The sequence below is a fragment of the Salinisphaera orenii subsp. halophila YIM 95161 genome (assembly GCF_003732545.1).
GTDB lineage: Bacteria > Pseudomonadota > Gammaproteobacteria > Nevskiales > Salinisphaeraceae > Salinisphaera > Salinisphaera orenii_A.
Genome location: NZ_AYKF01000066.1, coordinates 174480 through 192372, shown reverse-complemented (window position 1 = coordinate 192372; position 17893 = coordinate 174480). Strand labels below are relative to the sequence as shown.

15 protein-coding genes and 1 other RNA gene are annotated in these 17893 nt (G+C 67.1%); 7 read left to right on the top strand and 9 right to left on the bottom strand.

Annotated elements, in window-relative coordinates; genetic code table 11:
- Positions 1-33 precede the first annotated feature (33 nt).
- From icd to SAHL_RS05620, 3 genes are all read left to right on the top strand, one after another.
- Positions 34-1803, top strand: coding sequence for an isocitrate dehydrogenase (NADP(+)) (gene icd, locus SAHL_RS05630; RefSeq protein ID WP_123590414.1), 1770 nt, complete (start codon positions 34-36; stop codon positions 1801-1803).
- Between the two features lie 64 nt (positions 1804-1867).
- Entirely contained in the window at positions 1868-2629 is a 762-nt protein-coding gene (locus tag SAHL_RS05625; RefSeq protein ID WP_123590413.1) for a competence/damage-inducible protein A, read from the top strand.
- Positions 2630-2728: 99 nt separating this feature from the next.
- Entirely contained in the window at positions 2729-4414 is a 1686-nt protein-coding gene (locus SAHL_RS05620; RefSeq protein WP_148045500.1) for a putative bifunctional diguanylate cyclase/phosphodiesterase, read from the top strand.
- Between the two features lie 10 nt (positions 4415-4424).
- Here SAHL_RS05620 and SAHL_RS05615 read toward each other — a convergent pair whose 3' ends face one another.
- Genes SAHL_RS05615 through ppsA form a run of 4 tightly spaced genes read right to left on the bottom strand, consistent with a single transcriptional unit; the run spans position 4425 to position 9523 of the window.
- Positions 4425-5423, bottom strand: coding sequence for an MBL fold metallo-hydrolase (locus SAHL_RS05615; RefSeq protein WP_123590411.1), 999 nt, complete (start codon positions 5421-5423; stop codon positions 4425-4427).
- A complete protein-coding gene (locus SAHL_RS05610; RefSeq protein ID WP_123590410.1) occupies positions 5423-6295 on the bottom strand; it encodes a DMT family transporter in 873 nt (290 codons plus the stop codon). Before SAHL_RS05610 ends, SAHL_RS05615 begins: the two co-directional genes overlap by 1 nt.
- Entirely contained in the window at positions 6295-7119 is an 825-nt protein-coding gene (locus SAHL_RS05605) for a sulfurtransferase (RefSeq protein WP_123590409.1), read from the bottom strand. Before SAHL_RS05605 ends, SAHL_RS05610 begins: the two co-directional genes overlap by 1 nt.
- Positions 7120-7150: 31 nt before the next feature.
- Complete coding sequence (ppsA, locus tag SAHL_RS05600; RefSeq protein ID WP_123590440.1) at positions 7151-9523, bottom strand: phosphoenolpyruvate synthase; 2373 nt, start codon at positions 9521-9523, stop codon at positions 7151-7153.
- Positions 9524-9668: 145 nt separating this feature from the next.
- On the opposite strand from ppsA, the gene ppsR reads away from it, so the two are divergent.
- Positions 9669-10505 (top strand): posphoenolpyruvate synthetase regulatory kinase/phosphorylase PpsR, encoded by an 837-nt coding sequence (gene ppsR / locus SAHL_RS05595; RefSeq protein ID WP_123590408.1) that lies wholly within the window; start codon positions 9669-9671, stop codon positions 10503-10505.
- A gap of 50 nt (positions 10506-10555) precedes the next feature.
- On the top strand, positions 10556-11035 hold the full coding sequence (locus SAHL_RS05590) for a DUF1249 domain-containing protein (protein WP_123590407.1): 480 nt from the start codon (positions 10556-10558) through the stop codon (positions 11033-11035).
- Positions 11036-11047: 12 nt separating this feature from the next.
- Here SAHL_RS05590 and SAHL_RS05585 read toward each other — a convergent pair whose 3' ends face one another.
- The 3 genes from SAHL_RS05585 to smpB all read right to left on the bottom strand — a co-directional run bounded on the left by SAHL_RS05585 (position 11048) and on the right by smpB (position 13912).
- The gene (locus SAHL_RS05585) at positions 11048-12811 is read right to left on the bottom strand and encodes a potassium/proton antiporter (RefSeq protein WP_123590406.1); all 1764 of its coding nucleotides are present in this window, start codon (positions 12809-12811) and stop codon (positions 11048-11050) included.
- A gap of 187 nt (positions 12812-12998) precedes the next feature.
- Positions 12999-13357, bottom strand: a transfer-messenger RNA (tmRNA) gene (gene ssrA, locus SAHL_RS05580).
- A gap of 75 nt (positions 13358-13432) precedes the next feature.
- A complete protein-coding gene (smpB, locus tag SAHL_RS05575) occupies positions 13433-13912 on the bottom strand; it encodes an SsrA-binding protein SmpB (RefSeq protein ID WP_123590439.1) in 480 nt (159 codons plus the stop codon).
- Positions 13913-13949: 37 nt separating this feature from the next.
- Here smpB and SAHL_RS05570 point away from each other — a divergent pair, with 37 nt between their 5' ends.
- Both SAHL_RS05570 and SAHL_RS05565 read left to right on the top strand, forming a co-directional pair.
- Positions 13950-15329 (top strand): sodium-dependent transporter, encoded by a 1380-nt coding sequence (locus SAHL_RS05570; protein WP_123590405.1) that lies wholly within the window; start codon positions 13950-13952, stop codon positions 15327-15329.
- On the top strand, positions 15329-15649 hold the full coding sequence (locus SAHL_RS05565; RefSeq protein ID WP_148045499.1) for an RnfH family protein: 321 nt from the start codon (positions 15329-15331) through the stop codon (positions 15647-15649). Before SAHL_RS05570 ends, SAHL_RS05565 begins: the two co-directional genes overlap by 1 nt.
- Here SAHL_RS05565 and SAHL_RS05560 read toward each other — a convergent pair.
- On the bottom strand, positions 15635-16135 hold the full coding sequence (locus SAHL_RS05560; protein ID WP_184947395.1) for an outer membrane protein assembly factor BamE: 501 nt from the start codon (positions 16133-16135) through the stop codon (positions 15635-15637). The genes SAHL_RS05565 and SAHL_RS05560 overlap by 15 nt on opposite strands.
- A gap of 73 nt (positions 16136-16208) precedes the next feature.
- Positions 16209-17885, bottom strand: a complete 1677-nt coding sequence (gene recN, locus SAHL_RS05555) for a DNA repair protein RecN (protein WP_123590402.1) — start codon at positions 17883-17885, stop codon at positions 16209-16211.
- Positions 17886-17893: the final 8 nt, after the last annotated feature.

Below are 17893 nucleotides of genomic sequence, written 5' to 3'. Positions count from 1 at the left end.
AACCGAACACGTCGATTCAAGGAGTAGAGGCGAATGGCCTACAAGCATGTGCGTCTGCCGGAGGACGGGCAGAAGATCACGGTCGAGAACGACACCATGCACGTTCCCGACAACCCCATCCTCGGCTTCGTCGAGGGTGACGGTATCGGCCCGGATATCAGCAAGGCCTGCCTGCGCATCTGGGATGCGGCGGTGGAGAAGGCCTATGGCGGCAAGCGCAAGATTCACTGGGCCGAGCTCTACATGGGCGAAAAGGCCGCCGGCATCTACGACGGCGACTATTTCCCGGACGAGACCCTCGAGGCGATCAAGGACCTGTGGGTCGCGATCAAGGGCCCGCTGACCACGCCGGTGGGCGAGGGCTTTCGTTCGCTGAACGTGGCTCTGCGCCAGTCGCTGGATCTCTACGCCTGCGTGCGCCCGGTGCGCCACTACGCCGGCGTGCCGTCCCCGCTCAAGGATCCGGGCAAGGTCGACGTGGTGATCTTTCGCGAAAACACCGAGGACGTCTACGCCGGCCTCGAGTGGCAGTCGGGCAGCGACGAGAACAAGAAGCTCGCCAAGTTCCTGCGCGAGGAGATGGGCGCGGAGTTCTTCGAGGACGCCGGCCTGGGCGTCAAGCCGATCTCCGAGTTCGGTTCCAAACGCCTGGTGCGCAAGGCCATCCAGTACGCGATCGACAACGGCCGCGAATCGGTGACCCTGGTGCACAAGGGCAACATCATGAAGTTCACCGAGGGCGCCTTCCGTGCCTGGGGCTATGAAGTCGCGCGGGAGGAATTCGGCCACTGCACGATCACCGAGGACCAGCTGTACTCCGAGTACAACGGTCGTCAGCCGGAAGGCAAGATCGTGATCAAGGACCGCATCGCCGACATCATCTTCCAGCTCATGCTGCTGCGTCCGGACGATTTCGACGTGCTGGCCACGATGAATCTCAACGGCGACTATCTCTCGGACGCCGCGGCGGCCGAGGTCGGCGGTATCGGCATCGCGCCGGGTGCCAACATGTCCGACAACATCGCCGTGTTCGAGGCCACCCACGGGACCGCGCCCAAGTACGCCGACAAGAACAAGGTCAATCCCGGTTCGCTGCTGTTCTCGGGCGTGAACATGCTCGAGTACCTCGGCTGGCAGGAAGCCGCCGATCTGATCAGCCTCGCGTATCCGGAGGTGCTGGCCGACGGCATCGTGACCTACGACTTCGCCCGCAACATGGAAGGCGCCACGGAAGTCGGCACCAGCCAGTTCGCGGATGCGCTGATCGAACAGATCCAGGGCGGCATCGATCTCGAGACCAAGCGCCAGCAGCGCTCGGACAAGCTCGCCCGCGAGCGCAAGCAGCGCGAGATCCGGCGTCTGCTCCAGCCGATGGAGGAGATGATCGCCAGCGGCCGTACGCCGACGTCGGTCTCCGACGTGATGACGCGTTCGCTGATCACGGTCACCGACGAGACGTCCGTGCACGACGCCATGCACGAGATGCGCAAGAACGAGGTCTCGTCGCTGGTCGTCGAGCCCAACGACTCGGGCGAGTGGGGCATCATGACGCGGCGCGACATCGTCACCAAGATCGTGCGCGACAACAAGTCGCCGACCGATATCAACGTCGGCCAGATCGCGACGCGGCCGGTGGTCACGGTGGCGCCCGAGACGCACCTGCACGAGGCGGCCAACGTCATCGCCGAGAAGAACATCAGTCGTCTGCTGGTGGCCAACAAGGACGGCGAGCTGCTCGGCATCACCACCGAGACCGACATCTTCGGTGCCATCGAGCAGTCGGGTTGGTTGCCGGAAGCCTGATCGCGGCCATGACGGCGCCGCTTGCGGGCCACGTGCGGACGTGGCCCGCAGACGTGCGCGCGCTATGACTCCGCAGCCGACGCGGGTGGGCCTCGTGCTCATCGGCGACGAGCTGTTGTCCGGCAAGCGCACGGACAAGCACATGCCCAAGGCGATCGAGCTGCTCGCTGCGCGCGGAATGGAATTGTCGTGGGCCCGCATGGTCGGCGACGACGCCCAGGTGCTCGAACAGACCCTGCGGGAGACGCTTGCCGGGCCGGATATCGTGTTCAGTTTCGGCGGTATCGGCGCGACGCCGGACGATCGGACACGCCAGTGTGCGGCCGCGGCGGCGGGGGTCGAACTCGAGTTCAACGCTGAAGGGCGCCGCATTCTGGAGGAACGCTTCGGCGAGGACGCCTACCCGAAGCGCATCCACATGGTCGAATGGCCGGTGGGCGCGTGCGTGATACCCAATCCGGTCAATCGCGTACCGGGCTTTTCGTTCGGCGATCATCATTTCGTGCCGGGGTTTCCGAACATGGCCTGGCCGATGATCGAATGGGTGCTGGATACGCACTATCGGCATCTGCATCGGCTTGAGCGCGACGTGGAGCTGCTGGTCGAGGTTCTGGACACGCCGGAGAGCGCGCTGATCGACCCCATGCAGGCGTTGATGGACGCCCACCCGAGCGTGCGTATCGCCTGTCTGCCCAACGCCGGTGGCGCCCGCGTCATCGAGTTCGGGGTGCGCGGCGCCCCGGCGGCCGCCCGGGCCGCATTCGAGGATCTGAAGGACACATTCCGGAACGCCGGCGTGCCGCTGGGACGGGAGTCGACGCCGTGACAGCCGTGAAAGTCTAGATTTCTGATTGTACAAAAGAAACTGCGCAAGCCATCCGGTCGGTGCTAGAGTCGGACAGACCGGTTTCGGGGAGAAGATAACGTGCAGCGAAACCGTGCCGCATGGTTGCCGGACGTGGCCCGCACACTGCGCAGCCAGCTGACGCGCTACGCCTGTTATGGCGTGCTCATTGCGTTGGCGGTGATCGTTGTGGCCACACTGGCGACGGTGCTGCTGGCCGGCGAGGCCTTGACCGCGGCCAATCTCGTCGACGCGCACCGCGACAACGGCGGACTGCTCGTTCTCGATCTGCTGCTGCCCCTGGTCTTCGCGCTCTGGGGCCAGTACGTGGGGGTGCTGCTCTCGGATCGCGCGATCGCTTTCGCGCGGGACGATACGCGGCGCCTGCAGGGTGACAGGGCGCTGCTCGAGGCGCGCACGCGGCGCGCGGACGATCTCGACGCACTGACGAGTCTCGCCAGTCGCGCCTACTTCATGGGGCGTCTTGAGTCCGCCGTGGCGGCCGCGTATCTGAGTCGGTCCCGTGTCGCCGTCATGATCATCGATCTCGACGGCTTCTCGGAAGTCAACGACCAGTTCGGATCCGCGAATGGCGATCGCGTGCTCAAGAGCGTGGCCCGGCGTTTAGAGACTGCACTGTCGGATCATTCGCTGGTCGCCCGGATCGGGGGCGATAGTTTCGGGGTGCTGCTGGATCCGCTTGGTTCGGCCGAAGCCTTGTCCTCCGTAGCCCAGCGGATCGAAAACGAACTCGAGCCGCCCTGCGCGCTGGACAGCCTGTCGCTGAATCTGGCCGGCAGCATCGGCGCTGCGATCTATCCCGAGAACGGGCACGACAGTCATAGCCTGCTCAGTGCCGCCGAGGGCGCGATGCATCGCGCCAAGACCCAGGGTGGTGGCTTCGCGCTCATCACCGCGCGCGAGTCGCTGCACGACGCCGAAATGCACAGTTTGAGCTCGGAGCTGCGCGCGGCCATTGAAGAGGATCAGCTGGTCCTGCATCTGCAGCCGATCGTCGACATCGCCGCCGATCGCGTGTTTGGGGTCGAGGCGCTCGTGCGCTGGCAGCATCCGCGGCGCGGATTGATCATGCCGGGCGACTTCATTCCCCGGGCCGAGCGCAGCGGCCTGATCAGTGAGTTGTCCAACTGGGTGCTCAAACGGGCGCTGTCCAGTGCCGCTGATTTCCATGCCGCGGGCTGGCCGCTTGGCATTTCGGTAAATCTATCCGCCCGGTCCCTGCTCGATCCGGATTTTCCGGATGCGCTGGCCGAGCTGTTGGCGGCGGTGGATCTGCCGAGCCGGTATCTCACCGTCGAGATCACGGAGGACACGCTCATGGCCGACCAGCAGCGTACGCTCGACGTCGTCACCCGTGTGGCCAACATGGGCGTGCACATCTCGATCGACGATTTCGGCACCGGCTACTCTCAGCTCGCCTATCTCAAGCGTTTACCGGCGAGTGAGATCAAGATCGACCGGTCGTTCGTGGAGGACATGCTCGTCTCGCGGACCGATCTGTCCATCGTGCAGGCGACGATCGGGCTGGCCCATGCCCTGGAACTGCGAGCGGTCGCCGAGGGCATCGAGACCGAATCACAGGCCGAGCGCCTGCGGCAGCTGGGCTGTGATTACATGCAGGGCTTTTACATCGGACGGCCGATGCCCGTGGACAAGCTCAGGGACTGGCTCGGCGCCTGGGACCTCTATCATGCCTCCGCCGGCGGGCCCGCCGGGCAGGAGACGCGCTCGAATCACCGCGCATAGCGCCACGTCTTCAGTCGTCGATGAAGACAACGCGCTGGCCGAAGGCAGGGGCCTGAAAGTTCGCCTCGGGCAGGCCCGCGGCCGCGCGGGCCCGGGACAGCGCCGCTACGGGCGCCCACTGCCCCTCGTCACTGAGCTTGAAGGTGGCGAAGTGGATGCCGAGGCTGTGTCCGGCCCCCAGTTCCTGATGCGCCTGCACGGCGTCCTGCGGGTTCATGTGCTGCGGCGCCATGAACCAGCGTGGTGCGTAGGCGCCGATCGGCAGCAGCGCGACGGCGGGCGCGCCGAGCCGGTGACGAATCTCGCTAAAATGCGGCCCGAAGCCGGTGTCGCCGGCGAAGAACAGGCTGCTGGCGCCCGCGGTTTCGATCCAGTAGCCCACCCAGAGCGCGCGGTTGCGATCGGTCAGCCCCCGTCGGGACCAGTGCCGCGCCGGTGTCGCGGTCACGGTCATCGCGTCGCCGACACGGGTGTCCTGCCACCAGTCCAGCGTGACGATGCGCCGCGCGCCGGCCGCCACGAGCCAGTCCGAGAGGCCGGCGGCGGCCACGAAAAGCGGATTGAAGCGCGCGATCAGGCGTCGGATCGTCGGCCGGTCGAGGTGGTCGTAGTGCGCGTGGCTAATGAGCACCGTATCGATCGCCGGGAGGTCGTCGAACGCGAGGCCGGGCGGATGGTAGCGCCGCGGCCCGAGGCCCGGAACGGGCCCGACGTGCTCGGAGAAGACCGGGTCGGTCAGGACGTTGTGACCGGCGGCCTGGATCAGTGTGGTGGCGTGCCCGATCCACGTCACGGCGAGCCCGTCCGCGCGCGCCGGCGGCGGCGCGGGCCGCGCGAAGTCGGTAATACGACTCCACGGGTTGCGTTCGCGCTCGCGATACCATCGCCACAGCGCGCCCGGGCCGCGCGACACGGGGTTCGGATTGTGGAAACGACGGCCGTCGAAGTGGTCGGAGCGCTCCGCCGGCTCCGGCGTACGCCCGCGTATGAAGCGTGCAAGCCGACGCATCACGTCGCCCGACCCGGCGATGCGCGGCGCGCGAACACCACGATCACCGCGGCCAGTATCACGGCCGCTCCGCCGGCGAGGCTGAGCGCGTCCGGCGTTTCATGCCAGACCAGCCAGCCGATGAGGGCGGCGAACAGGACGGTGGTGTAGATCAGTGCGCCGATATGCGCCGCAGGCGCGAGCGTATAGGCCTGGGTCAGCAGCAGCTGACCGGCGGTCGCGACCACGCCCGCCGCGGCCAGGGCCAGCCAGGCGGTCGTGTCGGGGGTCTGCCAGAACGCGGCGGCGGGCAGTGCCGAGAACAGCGTCGCCAGGACACTGAAATAGAGCACGATCCGCAGCGTCGGCTCGGTGGTGGACATGCGCCGGATCGAGGCCATCGAGGTGGCGGCCAGGATGCCGGCGCCGAGCCCGGCCAGGCCCGCGGGGCCGGCCCAGTCCAGGCCGGGCTTGAGGATCAGGATGACGCCGACGAACCCCACGAGCACGGCGGGATAGATGCGTGTCGGCGGGCGCTCGCCGACCCACGCCCAGGCGATGAAGGGCAGGAACAGCGGCTGGCTATAGTTCAGCAGTACCGCGCTGGCCAGTGGCATCTGGGAAATCGCGTAGAAGAAACAGTACATCGCGCCCAGCCCGGTGGCCGTGCGCAGCAGATGCATGCCCGGCCGGGCCGTTCGCATCGACGGCCGCGAACGCCCGGTGGCTGCGAGCCACGGCAGCAGTGCGACAAGCGCGAACAGGTTGCGGAAGAAGACGATGACCGGATTCGGCAGGTCGCTGCCGGCGAGCTTGATCAGCGCGCTCATGCACGCGAACGCCGCGGCGCCGCCGATCGCGAATGCGGCGCCGCGGCCGAGTTCCTGGCGCATCAGGCCGGGTCGGACGGGGTTCGCACCGGCGTGTCGTCGACGTTGCCCCACTCGGACCAGGCGCCGGGATAGCCGCGTACCTGCGGATAGCCGAGATACTTGAGCACCAGGTAGGCATAGGACGAACGCACGTGGCTCTGGCAGTACGCCGTGATGTCGCACTGCGAATCCACGCCGTGCTGGGACAGGATCTCCAGCAGCTCGGCGCGCGGGCGTAGCCGACCCCGCGCGTCCTTGAAGTGCAGCCAGTCGAGGCTGATGGCGCCCGGAATGTGGCCGCCGCGCGCGCTGCGCACATCGGCACCGGCGTATTCCGCGGCACTGCGCACATCCAGAAAGCTGACGTGATTGTCGTCCAGATGCTGCTCGATCCACGCCCGGTCGGCGATGCCGTCGGGCTGGCGGGTGACCTCGAACGCGCTGCGGCCGGCCTGGGGTTGGCCGTCCTCGAGTTCGAAGCCGGCCTCGTGCCAGGCCGCCAGCCCGCCGTCGAGCAGCGACAGATCCGAATGGCCCATCACGTCCAGCGTATACAGCAGGCGTGCGGCCTGGCCGTCGCCGACGCGGTCGTAGGCCACGATATGGGCGTCGTTGCGCAGCCCGGCGTCCGACAGCGCCTCGGCGAGCGCGGCCTCGTCCGGCAGCAGCCCGGCAACCGGCGGCGCGCTGGTGGTGAAGTCGGGCATGTCGATCTGCAGCGCGCCGGGTATGTGCGCGCGGGCGTAGTCGCCGGCCGGATCGACGGCCACGATCTGCACGTGGGGCAGGCCGAGGACGTCGTGAAGCTGTTCGGCGTCGACGAAAAGCGGCAGTTTGCGGGCCATCGGGGTTCTCCGGTCGCGTTGCGGCGTGGGTTCAGACCGTCTTGCCGGCGAGATAGAGCCAGGTGCTGACGACCGTGTCCGGATTGAGCGACATGCTCTCGATCTCCTGATCGAGGAGCCATTTCGCCAGATCCGGATAGTCGGACGGGCCCTGGCCGCAGATGCCGACGTACTTGTCGTTGCGCTTGCAGGCGCTGATGGCCTTTTCGAGCATGATCTTGACCGCCGGATCGCGCTCGTCGAACAGATGCGAGATCAGGCCGGAGTCGCGATCCAGACCGAGCGAGAGCTGGGTCATGTCGTTGGAGCCGATGGAGAAGCCGTCGAAGTATTCGAGGAACTCGTCGGCGAGCACGGCGTTCGAGGGCAGTTCGCACATCATGATGATGCGCAGCCCGTCCTGACCACGTTTAAGGCCATGCTCGGCCAGCAGATCGGTGACGCCCTTCGCTTCGGCCAGCGTGCGTACGAACGGGATCATGATCTGGACGTTGGTCAGATCCATGTCGTCGCGCACGCGCTTGACCGCCGCCAGCTCCAGCTCGAAACAGGCGCGGAAGTCGTCGGCGAGGTAGCGCGAGGCCCCGCGCCAGCCAATCATCGGGTTCTCCTCGTCGGGCTCGTAGGCCTCGCCGCCGATGAGATTGGCGTATTCGTTGGACTTGAAGTCCGACAGCCGCACGATCACGGGCTTGGGGGCGAAGGCCGCGGCGATGGTCGAGATGCCCTCGACGAGCCGGTCGATGTAGAAGTCGACGGGATCGGCATAGCCGGCGATGTGGGCGGCGATGGTCTTCTGCAGCGCGGGCGACTGCCGGTCGTATTCCAGCAGGGCCCGAGGGTGCACGCCGATCTGGCGGTTGATGATGAACTCGAGCCGCGCCAGGCCGACACCCTCGTTGGGCATCATGGCGAAGTCGAAGGCGCGGTCCGGATTGCCCACGTTCATCATGATCTTGGTGCCGATGTCCGGCATGCTCTCGAGCGAGACCTCGTCGACGTTGAACGCGATCTCGCCGTCGTAGACGTAGCCGGTGTCGCCCTCCGCGCAGGAGACGGTCACGGGCGTGCCGTCGACCAACCGTTCGGTGGCGTCGCCGGTGCCGACCACCGCCGGTATGCCGAGCTCGCGTGCGATGATCGCGGCGTGGCAGGTACGCCCGCCGCGATTGGTGACGATCGCCGAGGCGCGCTTCATCACCGGCTCCCAGTCGGGGTCGGTCATGTCGGTGACCAGAATATCGCCGTCCTCGACCTTGTTCATCTCCTTGACCGAGGCGACGTTGCGTACGCGGCCCGCGCCCACGCGCTGGCCGATGGAACGGCCCTCAACCAGTACGGTATAGCCGTGGGAGTCGAGCTGATAGCGCTCCAGGCGGCCGCCGCTGTTGGATTTCACCGTCTCCGGCCGCGCCTGCAGGATGTAGAGCTCGCCGGTCTCGCCGTCCTTGCCCCATTCGATATCCATGGGCCGGCCGTAGTGGCGCTCGATGATCAGCGCCTGGGCGGCCAGTGCCTCGGCGTCGGCATCCGATAGGGAGAAACGCGACTGGTCCTCGGCGGCGACGTCCACGAATTCGGTGGTCTTGCCGTGGCTGCGGTCGGCCGTGTAGATCATCTTCACGGCCTTGCCGCCGTTCACGCGCCGCAGGATCGCCGGACGTTTGGCGTCCACGTTCGGCTTGTAGACATAGAACTCGTCGGGGTTGACCGCGCCCTGGACGACGGCCTCGCCCAGCCCCCAGGAACTGGTGATGAACACCACCTGGTCGAAGCCGGATTCGGTGTCGATCGTGAACATCACGCCCGAGGCGCCCGTGTCCGAGCGCACCATGCGCTGGATGCCCGCGGACAGCGCGACCTGGCTGTGCTCGAAGCCGCGATGCACGCGATAGGAGATCGCGCGGTCGTTGAACAGCGAGGCGAACACGTCCTTGATCGCGAGCATGACGTTATCGAGCCCGCGCACGTTGAGGAAGGTTTCCTGTTGGCCGGCGAAGGAGGCGTCCGGCAGGTCCTCGGCGGTTGCCGACGAGCGCACAGCCACCGAGATGTCGGCGTTGTCGCCGGCCAGGGTGGTGAAGGATTCGCGGATCGCGGCTTCCAGATCGGGCGGGAAGGGGTGTTCGAGCACCCAGCCACGGATCTTTTCGCCGGTCTCGACCAGCGCGTCGACGTCGTTCACGTCCAGCGCATCGAGTGCGGCGTTGATGCGTGCGTCCAGGCCGTCGTGGGCCAGAAACTCACGGTAGGCCGAGGCGGTGGTGGCGAAGCCGTCCGGCACGTTGACGCCGGCATCGGCGAGATGGCTGATCATTTCGCCGAGCGAGGCGTTCTTGCCGCCCACGCGCTCGACATCGTCCATACCCAGCTGGCTGAACCACACTACGTGCTCGTTTTGCACCAATACCGTCCTCGGAAACCAAGCGATGGGCGCTCATTTTACACGCGCTCGCGCGGGCTGTGCGCGCCGTATACGGTTGCCATGGCGCGATCGCGGCCCGGACCCGGCCTAGGCGGAACGGCCGCGCTCGGGCAGGATGTCGCGCATGAGCGACGCCGACACCCCCCAACGTTCGATCTTCTTTCTGTCCGATCGCACCGGCATCACCGCCGAGACACTGGGCGCGACGCTGCTCACCCAGTTCGACGAGCGCAGTTTCCGACAGTCCACGCTGCCGTTCATCAACACGCCGGAGAAGGCGCGCTCGGCGCTCGAGTACATCGAACACACCGGGCGCACGAGCGGACTCCAGCCTATCGTATTCTCCACCACCGTCAGCGAGGACGTGCGCGAGATACTGCGCGACAGCAGCGCGCTGTTTCTCGATCTGTTCGACACGTTCGTGCCCAAGCTCGAGCGCGCGCTCGAGACCAAGTCCGAACATCGCGAGGGGCGGGCGCACGGCATCGCCGACGAAGCGACCTACCGCTCGCGCATCGATGCCATGAACTACGCGCTGACCCACGACGACGGCGTCGGCGAAAGCGGTTACGATCAGGCGCAGGTCATACTGGTGGCGCCGTCGCGCTGCGGCAAGACGCCGGTGTGCATCTATCTCGCCATGCAGCACGGCGTGTACGCCGCCAACTACCCGCTCACTGACGAGGATCTCGAGGGCACCGGCCTGCCGCGGGCGCTCAAGCCCTATCGCGACAAGCTCTATGGGCTGTGGATCGACCCGGAGCGTCTGCATCATATCCGCAGCGAGCGGCGTCGCGGCAGCAGCTACGCCGCCCTGCCGCAGGTCAGCTACGAGCTGCGCCAGGCGGAGGGGCTGTACAAGCGACACGGGCTGCCTTACGCCGAGACCACCAACAAATCGATCGAGGAGATCGCGACGCTGATCATGCAGGACAAGGACATCCGCAGGCGCTCGTTCTAGCCGCCGGCGGGCGCGTTTGAAAAGCCGCAGGCGTGCCGTATAGTCCCGGAATGCCCAGACTCAAACGCAATCACTGGCTGGCCGCGGCACAGCCGCGCAGCTTCACCGGCCTGATGGGGCTCTATGAGAGCAACTACCGCCGGTTCGAGCGGCTCGTGCCCGAGATCGATCTACCGTTCGACCAGGCCCGTTCGCCCGGCGAACATGCGACCCTGCATCTGCGCGTGCTCGAGCGCTGCCGCTATACCGTCACGCTCAATCTCACCTACTGGTTCGGCGAAGGCGACGACGCCCGGCCGGACCCCGACCTGCGTCTGCGGGTGTATCGCGACGCCCAGCTCGCCGAGGCGATCTACTGCGACGCGCGTTCGCGCTATGCCGCGCTCGCGGGCCTGCCCGAGATCGACGAGGACGTGCTCGGAAACCAGTGGCCCCGCAATCTGCTGCTCAACAAGTGGCTGGCCTACTGTCTGGCGCAGGGCCACAGCTTCGGCGGCGCCCATCGGCCCCGCCGCGTCGACGCCGAATAGCCGCTCGCCGGATTATCGCCCGCCCCGGGGCCGCGGTTTCTTGCCGCCCTCGGGGCGCTCGGGTTCGCGCAGCCGCAGGCCCACCGTTTCGATGACGCCCGCGTCGAGCGTGCGCACGGTCAGGCGCAGGCCGTCGACGTCGACCACGTCGCCCTCCACGGGCCGACGCCGGAGCCGGCGACGCATGTAGTCGGCGATCTCGAGTTCGCCCTGGCGCGCCTCGAGCGTTACGCCGTAGACCGTGGCCAGCGCTGCCATCGTGGCGTTGCCGTGCAGGATGAAACTGCCGAAGAAGGCGCGCGCGGCGGGCTCGCTGTCGCGGTTCTTGCCGCGAAACAGCAACGACAGTTCCTCGGCGTGGCGTTCCGGCGTGATCAGATACAGCAGGTCGTTGGCGGCATAGACGAAGCCGCGCTTGGGGAACAGCAGACGCGGCCCGCGGGTGACCGCAATGCAGCGCAGCTTGTCGAAACGCGCCAGCGCGTCGCCCTGCGTGGCGGCCAGGCTCGAGGCCGGCTGGATGCGAAAAGCGAGCAGGATGTAGGGGTCCGGCCGCGTGCCCTCGAAGTCGAACCGGGCCACGGCGCCGGGCTCGCGCGGAAGTTGGAGCTTGAGTAGGCGGGCCATCCAGGCCAGTGACGTGCCCTGTATCAGCAGCGAGACCAGTACGACCGCGAAGGTGATGTCGAACAGGAACTGCCCGCCTTCGAGATCCGCCATCAACGGAAACAGTGAAAGCACGATGGGCACGGCGCCGCGCAGGCCGACCCAGGCGATGAAGCCCTGTTCACGCGAGGGAAAATGGAAGGGCAGCAGGCTCATCCATACCGCCACCGGGCGGGCGACGAAGATCAGGAACAATGCGATGAGCGCCGCCGAGCCGGCGTGGTCCCAGAGCTGATTCGGGTTGACCAGCAGCCCCAGCACCAGAAACATGCCCGCCTGCGCCAGCCAGGCGAGGCCGTCCATCACCCGGAAGACATGCTCGGAGGCGTGGTTGCGTCGATTGCCGACGACCAGGCCCACGACGTAGATGCCGAGAAAACCGCTCCCACCGAGCTGGTTGATGGCGGTGAATGCCATCAGGCCACCGGAGACGATCAGCAGGGCGTAGAGCCCCTCGACCAGCCGCAGGCGCGAGATCAGAAACGACAGCACATAGCCGAGCACGATGCCGCCGGCGATGCCGATGCCGAACTGATGCGCGATCTCCGAGAGAATCGTCGACGGCGTGAAGCCCTTGTCCGACTCGATGGCGCCGAGCAGAAAGGTGACCAGGAAGATCGCCATCGGGTCGTTCGTGCCCGATTCGATCTCGAGCGTGGCGGAAACGCGCTGGTTGAGCGTCACGCCTGAATTGCGCAGCTGGGAGAACACCGCCGCGGCGTCGGTGCTCGCCACGATCGAGCCCAGCAGCAGGCCGTAGCGCCAGTCCACATTCAGCCATACGGCGATGAAGGCGCCGGCCAGCGTCGCCGAAATGAGCACGCCGAACGTCGCCAGCGACAGCGCGGGTCGCAACGCCACGCGAAAGGTCTGGAAGTGCGTTCGCAGCCCGCCGTCCAGAAGGATGACCGCCAGCGCCAGATTGGCGACGAAATAGGCGACGGGCACGTTGTTGAAGTTGATCTGTCCGGGCCCGTCCTCGCCCGCGAGCATGCCGACGATCAGAAAGATCAGCAGCAGCGGCGGCCCGAAACGGGCCAACGAACTCGCGAGCACGCTCAGAAAGAGCAGCAGGCCGACGAAGAACAGTATGACGTTGGTGTCGATCATGGGCGCGTCATCGATACACGACGAGTCGTCGTGGCACACGGGATGGCGAACTGCCGCGGTCCCCGGCGTCATCCATCCTGACAGAGCTCGGCAGGCCATCGCCACGTCGTGCGTGCCGCGCGAACGGAACGTCGCAGGCGTCCGGACATTAAAAAGCCCCTGCCGAGCATCGACAGGGGCCTCGGTCTGGTGGAGGCGGCGGGAATCGAACCCGCGTCCGCGGATTCTCCACCCTCGGGTCTACATGCTTATACCGTCTTTGATTGTCGGCGTACGTTACCCGACGGGCAGGGAAAACGTACGCGTATCTTCGTTTGCTCTTAACGGATCAGCCCGAAGCGGGGCCTTACCGCGAGTCTGTGAGTGTCGACGCCCGGATCCGGAAGCACAGACACTTGCCGGGCGGACGCTAGCGGGTTTTAGGCCGCCAGAGCGTAGTTGTCGTCGTTCGCAACTAGCTTAGGTTGCAAATTGATTAACGAGGTGATTTGCGACCTCGGCATGCACCTTGGGTTTTGACATCCGCGTCGAAGCCATGTCGCCCCCGTAAAGGCGGTTCATTGTAACAGTGTTCGATATGCGGCGGGGTGCGCCGATTTCAAGCTCGGGCGCGGTCCGCCATCAGCCGTCGCTGCGCAGCAGCTGGGCCTTGCGGCGCTGCCAGTCGTGTTCCTTCTTCGACTGGCGCTTGTCGTATTTGGCTTTGCCCTTGGCGAGCGCGATCTCGAGCTTGGCCTTGCCGCGCTTCCAGTACATCGCCAGCGGCACGACGGTATAGCCTTTCTGTTCGGTCGCGCCGATGAGTGTGGCCAGTTCGCGTTCGTGCAGCAGCAGCTTGCGCGTGCGCGTCGGATCGGCGCTGATATGGGTCGAGGCCGACTCCAGCGGATGGATGTGGCTGCCCAGCAGGAACGCCTCGCCGTCCTTGATCAGCACGTAGGCTTCGGTGATCCGGCCCTTGCCCGCGCGCAGGGATTTGACCTCCCAGCCGGTGAGCACGAGGCCGGCTTCGAGCCGGTCCTCGAGAAAGAAATCGTGACGCGCGCGTTTGTTCAGCGCGATGGTCGCGCTCGGCGTCTTGCTGTTTTTTTGCTTGGCCATATGCGTAGTATAGCGGGCCGACGCAAGCGGATGATCCATGATTCCCACCGATACTGCGCGGTCCTCGTGGTCCTCGTCGATGCTGTTCGTCGTGGTCGTCGCGGCGGCCGTGGTGAGTCTGAGCAATCTGTGGCGCCTGCCGTACCTGCTGTCGGAATACGGTGGCGGGGCGTTTCTGCTGATCTATACCGGCGCGCTGCTGACGATGGGGCTGCCCCTGTTCAGCGGGCAGCTGCTCATGGCACGCGGCACGCGTTCGGATCTGCCCGGCGTGATCGCGGGCTGGACGCACGATGCGCCGCATTCGCGGGTGTGGGTCTGGAGCGGTTATCTGGCCGTGCTCGGCGCGGCGCTGCTGCTCGCCGCCTACAGCGTGATCGCGGGCTGGAGTCTGGCCTACAGCGTACGCGGCGTGACCGGCGCGCTCGCGGTGGACTCGATCGCCGACTCGAGCGCGCGCTTCGTGACCTTCGCGGTGGATTCGGAGCGCGGCTTCGGCTGGCTGCTGCTGTTCATGTGTCTGATCACCGCCACCGCCGCCCGCGGGCTGCGCCGCGGCGTCCAGCCCGTGATGCGCACGCTCGCACTGTGCATGCTGCTCGCCTTTCTCGCGCTGCTGACCTCGGCGGCACTGGATGTCCGCGCCGCCGCGGCCCTGCATCGTCTGTTCGCGGTCGACTTCGCCGAAATGAACTGGCGCGGCCTGTTCGAAGCCCTCCATCAGGCGTTCTTCACGCTCAGTCTGGGCACCGGCGTGGTCGTCGCGTTCGGCAGCTATCTGCCGCCGGATGCCCGCATCATCCGGCTGTCGCTGGCCGTGATCGTGATCGATCTGGCGGCGGCGCTCGCGGCCGCATTCATGCTGACCGTGTTCGTTGGCGGCCGCGATGTGGCGCTGAGCGCGGGCCTGCAGAGCCTGTTCGAGGTACTGCCGGTGGCGCTGGCCGGCGGTTGGCAGACGCCGATCATGTTCGTGCTGGTCGCCCTGGTCAGCGTGAGCACCGCGGTGGCGCTGTTCGAACCGGTCGTGCAGCTGGTCGAGCACCGGACCGGATCGACGCGGCTGCGCGCCAGCGTCTATTCGGGCGTGGCGGTCGGCTGTCTGGGATTGCTCGCGCTGCTGTCGTTCGGGGCGCTGTCCTCGCTGCGACTGCTGGGTTTCGATCTGTTCGGCTGGATCATGCTCGCGGCCACGCGGGTCATCGGTCCATTGACGGGATTGCTGCTGTGCGTGCTGCTGGGCCGGGTGCTGGCGCGACGGCGGCTGCTGGCCGCCTGGAACGGGCACGAGCGCGATGGCCGGGCTGTCGGCTTCGCGCTGTGGCACATGCTGCTGCGCTACCCAACGCGCATCGCGCTGATCGTGGTGCTGGCCTATGCGCTGGGCGCGCTCACGCTGATCGAGTGGATCTGGTGATGACGGACACGACCGACGACCCCACGATCGAGGTGGTGCTCGCCCTGCCGCAACGCTGCTGGCGGGTACGGGTGACGGCCCCGGAATCGACGACGGCGGCGGAGATCGTGCGCCGCTCCGGGCTGGATACGGTCTGCGAGCGCGAAAGCGGCGAGCGGCCGGTCATCGGGGTGTTCGGCCGCAAGGTCGGTCCGGATTACGTACCCCGGGCGGGGGAGCGCCTCGAGCTCTACCGCTCGCTGGTCGCGAACCCGCGCGAACGGCGGCGAAGCCGGGCGGGTGTCCGCCGCCGCGACGACGGTGGTTCAGGCGCCGGGTAGCGGCGTCGACAAGGGGCCGCGGCCCGGCGTGTCGTTCGGGCCGGGCGGGCCGATGGGCCCGCTCGGTGCGGCCGGCTGATCGTCATTATCCGGCTCGTAGGGCTCGTCCGAGCCGCCGTTCGGGCCCGGTGTCGTCCCGGCCGGCATCGGGGTGTCGCCCTTCAGGGCCGCCCGTGTGTAGGCTTCGTCACCGTCGATCTCGGCGAGTTCGCCGTCCGTGAAGTACAGGTTGAGCTCGCTCTTGCGCACGTCGGCGCGCGGGTCACGGTAATAGAACACGTAGTCCCAGCGATCGTTCTCGAAGCTGCTGTCGACCAGCGCCGTGCCCATCACGTATTCGACCTGGCGCTTGGTCATGCCGAGTTCGAGCTGGCTGACGTTCTCTTCGGTGACCACGTTGCCCTGAACCACCGGAACACGGAAAAAGACCGGCAGGCTGCACGCGGAAAGCGTGAGCAGCAGGACGAGCGCAGTGATTGACTTCATATGTAACAGGCCCCTGTTGGCGATCCGCATGATACGGCAGCCCTTTCAGTGCTGCCAAACGGCAGGCGATGGATCAGGCGCGCGCGGCCCGTTCGATCATGTCGGTGGCGTGCGCGCGCGTCTGGGCGGTGAGTTCGACGCCGCCCAGCATGCGCGCGATCTCCTCGATGCGCGCGTCGGGGTCGAGCGTCGAAATGCGAGTGGCGGTCTGGCCAGCGTCCACCTGCTTGGCCACATGCAGGTGATGTTCGGCCTGCGCGGCCACCTGCGGCAGATGGGTGACGCACAGGGACTGGCCGGCATCACCGAGGGCGCGCAGCTGCCGGCCGACGATCTCGGCCACGCCGCCGCCGATGCCGGTGTCCACCTCGTCGAACACGAGCGTGGGCACGCGCGTGCGGCTGGCGGCGACGACTTCGATCGCCAGGCTCACCCGCGAGAGTTCGCCGCCCGAGGCGACGCGCTCCAGCGGACGCGCGCTCTGGCCCGGATTGGCGGCGATGAGAAAATCGATCTCGTCCGTGCCGGTGGCGGCGGGGCGGTCGATCGCGTCGGGGGCAACCCGGACCTCGAACGTGCCTTCGGGCATGCCGAGCGTCCGGATGATATCGGTGATCGCCGTACCCAGGCGCCCGGCAGCCTCGCGGCGCGCGGCGCTCAGCTCGGCCGCCGCCTCGGCGTAGGCCGCGGCCTGTCGCTCGGCGGTGGCCTTGAGTTCGGCCAGGCGCTCACCGGCGCCTTCGAGTTCGGCGAGCTCGGCGCCCAGACGCTGCGTGATCCCGGGTAGTTCCGCGACATTGCAGTGATGCTTGCGCGCCAGATCCTGAATGCTGGCCAGCCGCTGTTCGACTTCGTGAAAACGCTGCGGGTCGATATCGAGCGTGTCGATGTGCTGGCGCAGCGTCTCGGCGGCCTCCTGGGTCTGGATACGGGCCGAGGTCGTGAGTTCGGCGATCGGCTCGAAGCCGGCGTCGATGGCGGCCAGCTCGTGGAGCAGCCGTTCCGCGCCGCCGAGCTGGTCGGTGGCGGCGCCTTCCTCGGCCTCGAACAACAGCGCCAGCGCCCGCTGCCCCTCGCCGATCAGACGTTCGGCGCTGGCCAGGCGTTTGTGCTCGGCCTCCAGCGCCTCGATCTCGTGCTCGCCCAGATCCAGCGCGGCCAGTTCGTCGACCTGATAGCGCAGCAGGTCGACGCGCATGTCGCCGGCATCGTCGACCTGTTCGATGCGCGCGATCTCGGCGCGCGTGGCCCGCAGCGCTTCGTAGGCGTCGCGCACGGCGACCCGGGCCGTCTCGTGCTCGCCGTACTCGTCGAGCAGGCGGCGCTGGTGCGCGCGCTTGAGCAACGACTGATGCGCGTGCTGGCCGTGGATGTCGACCAGCGTCTCGCCCAGCGCGCGCAGTTCGCGCACCGGCATGGGCGTGCCGTTGACCCAGCTTCGGCTGCGCCCCTCGCGGGCGACGACGCGCCGGATCACGCATTCGTCGTCCTCGTCGAGTTCGTGCGCCGTGAGCCATTCGCGGGCCGCCGGGGCGTCGTCGAGCCCGAAGCGGGCGCTGATGTCGGCGCGGTCGGCGCCCTCGCGCACGGCATCGGCGTCGGCGCGATCGCCGAGGATGAGGTTGAGCGCGTCCACGAGAATCGATTTGCCGGCGCCGGTCTCGCCGGACAGCACGGTCATGCCGCGATCGAACTCGACCTCGAGCTCGTCGATGATGGCGAAGTTGCGGATGGTAATCGCGGCGAGCATGAGGTCGC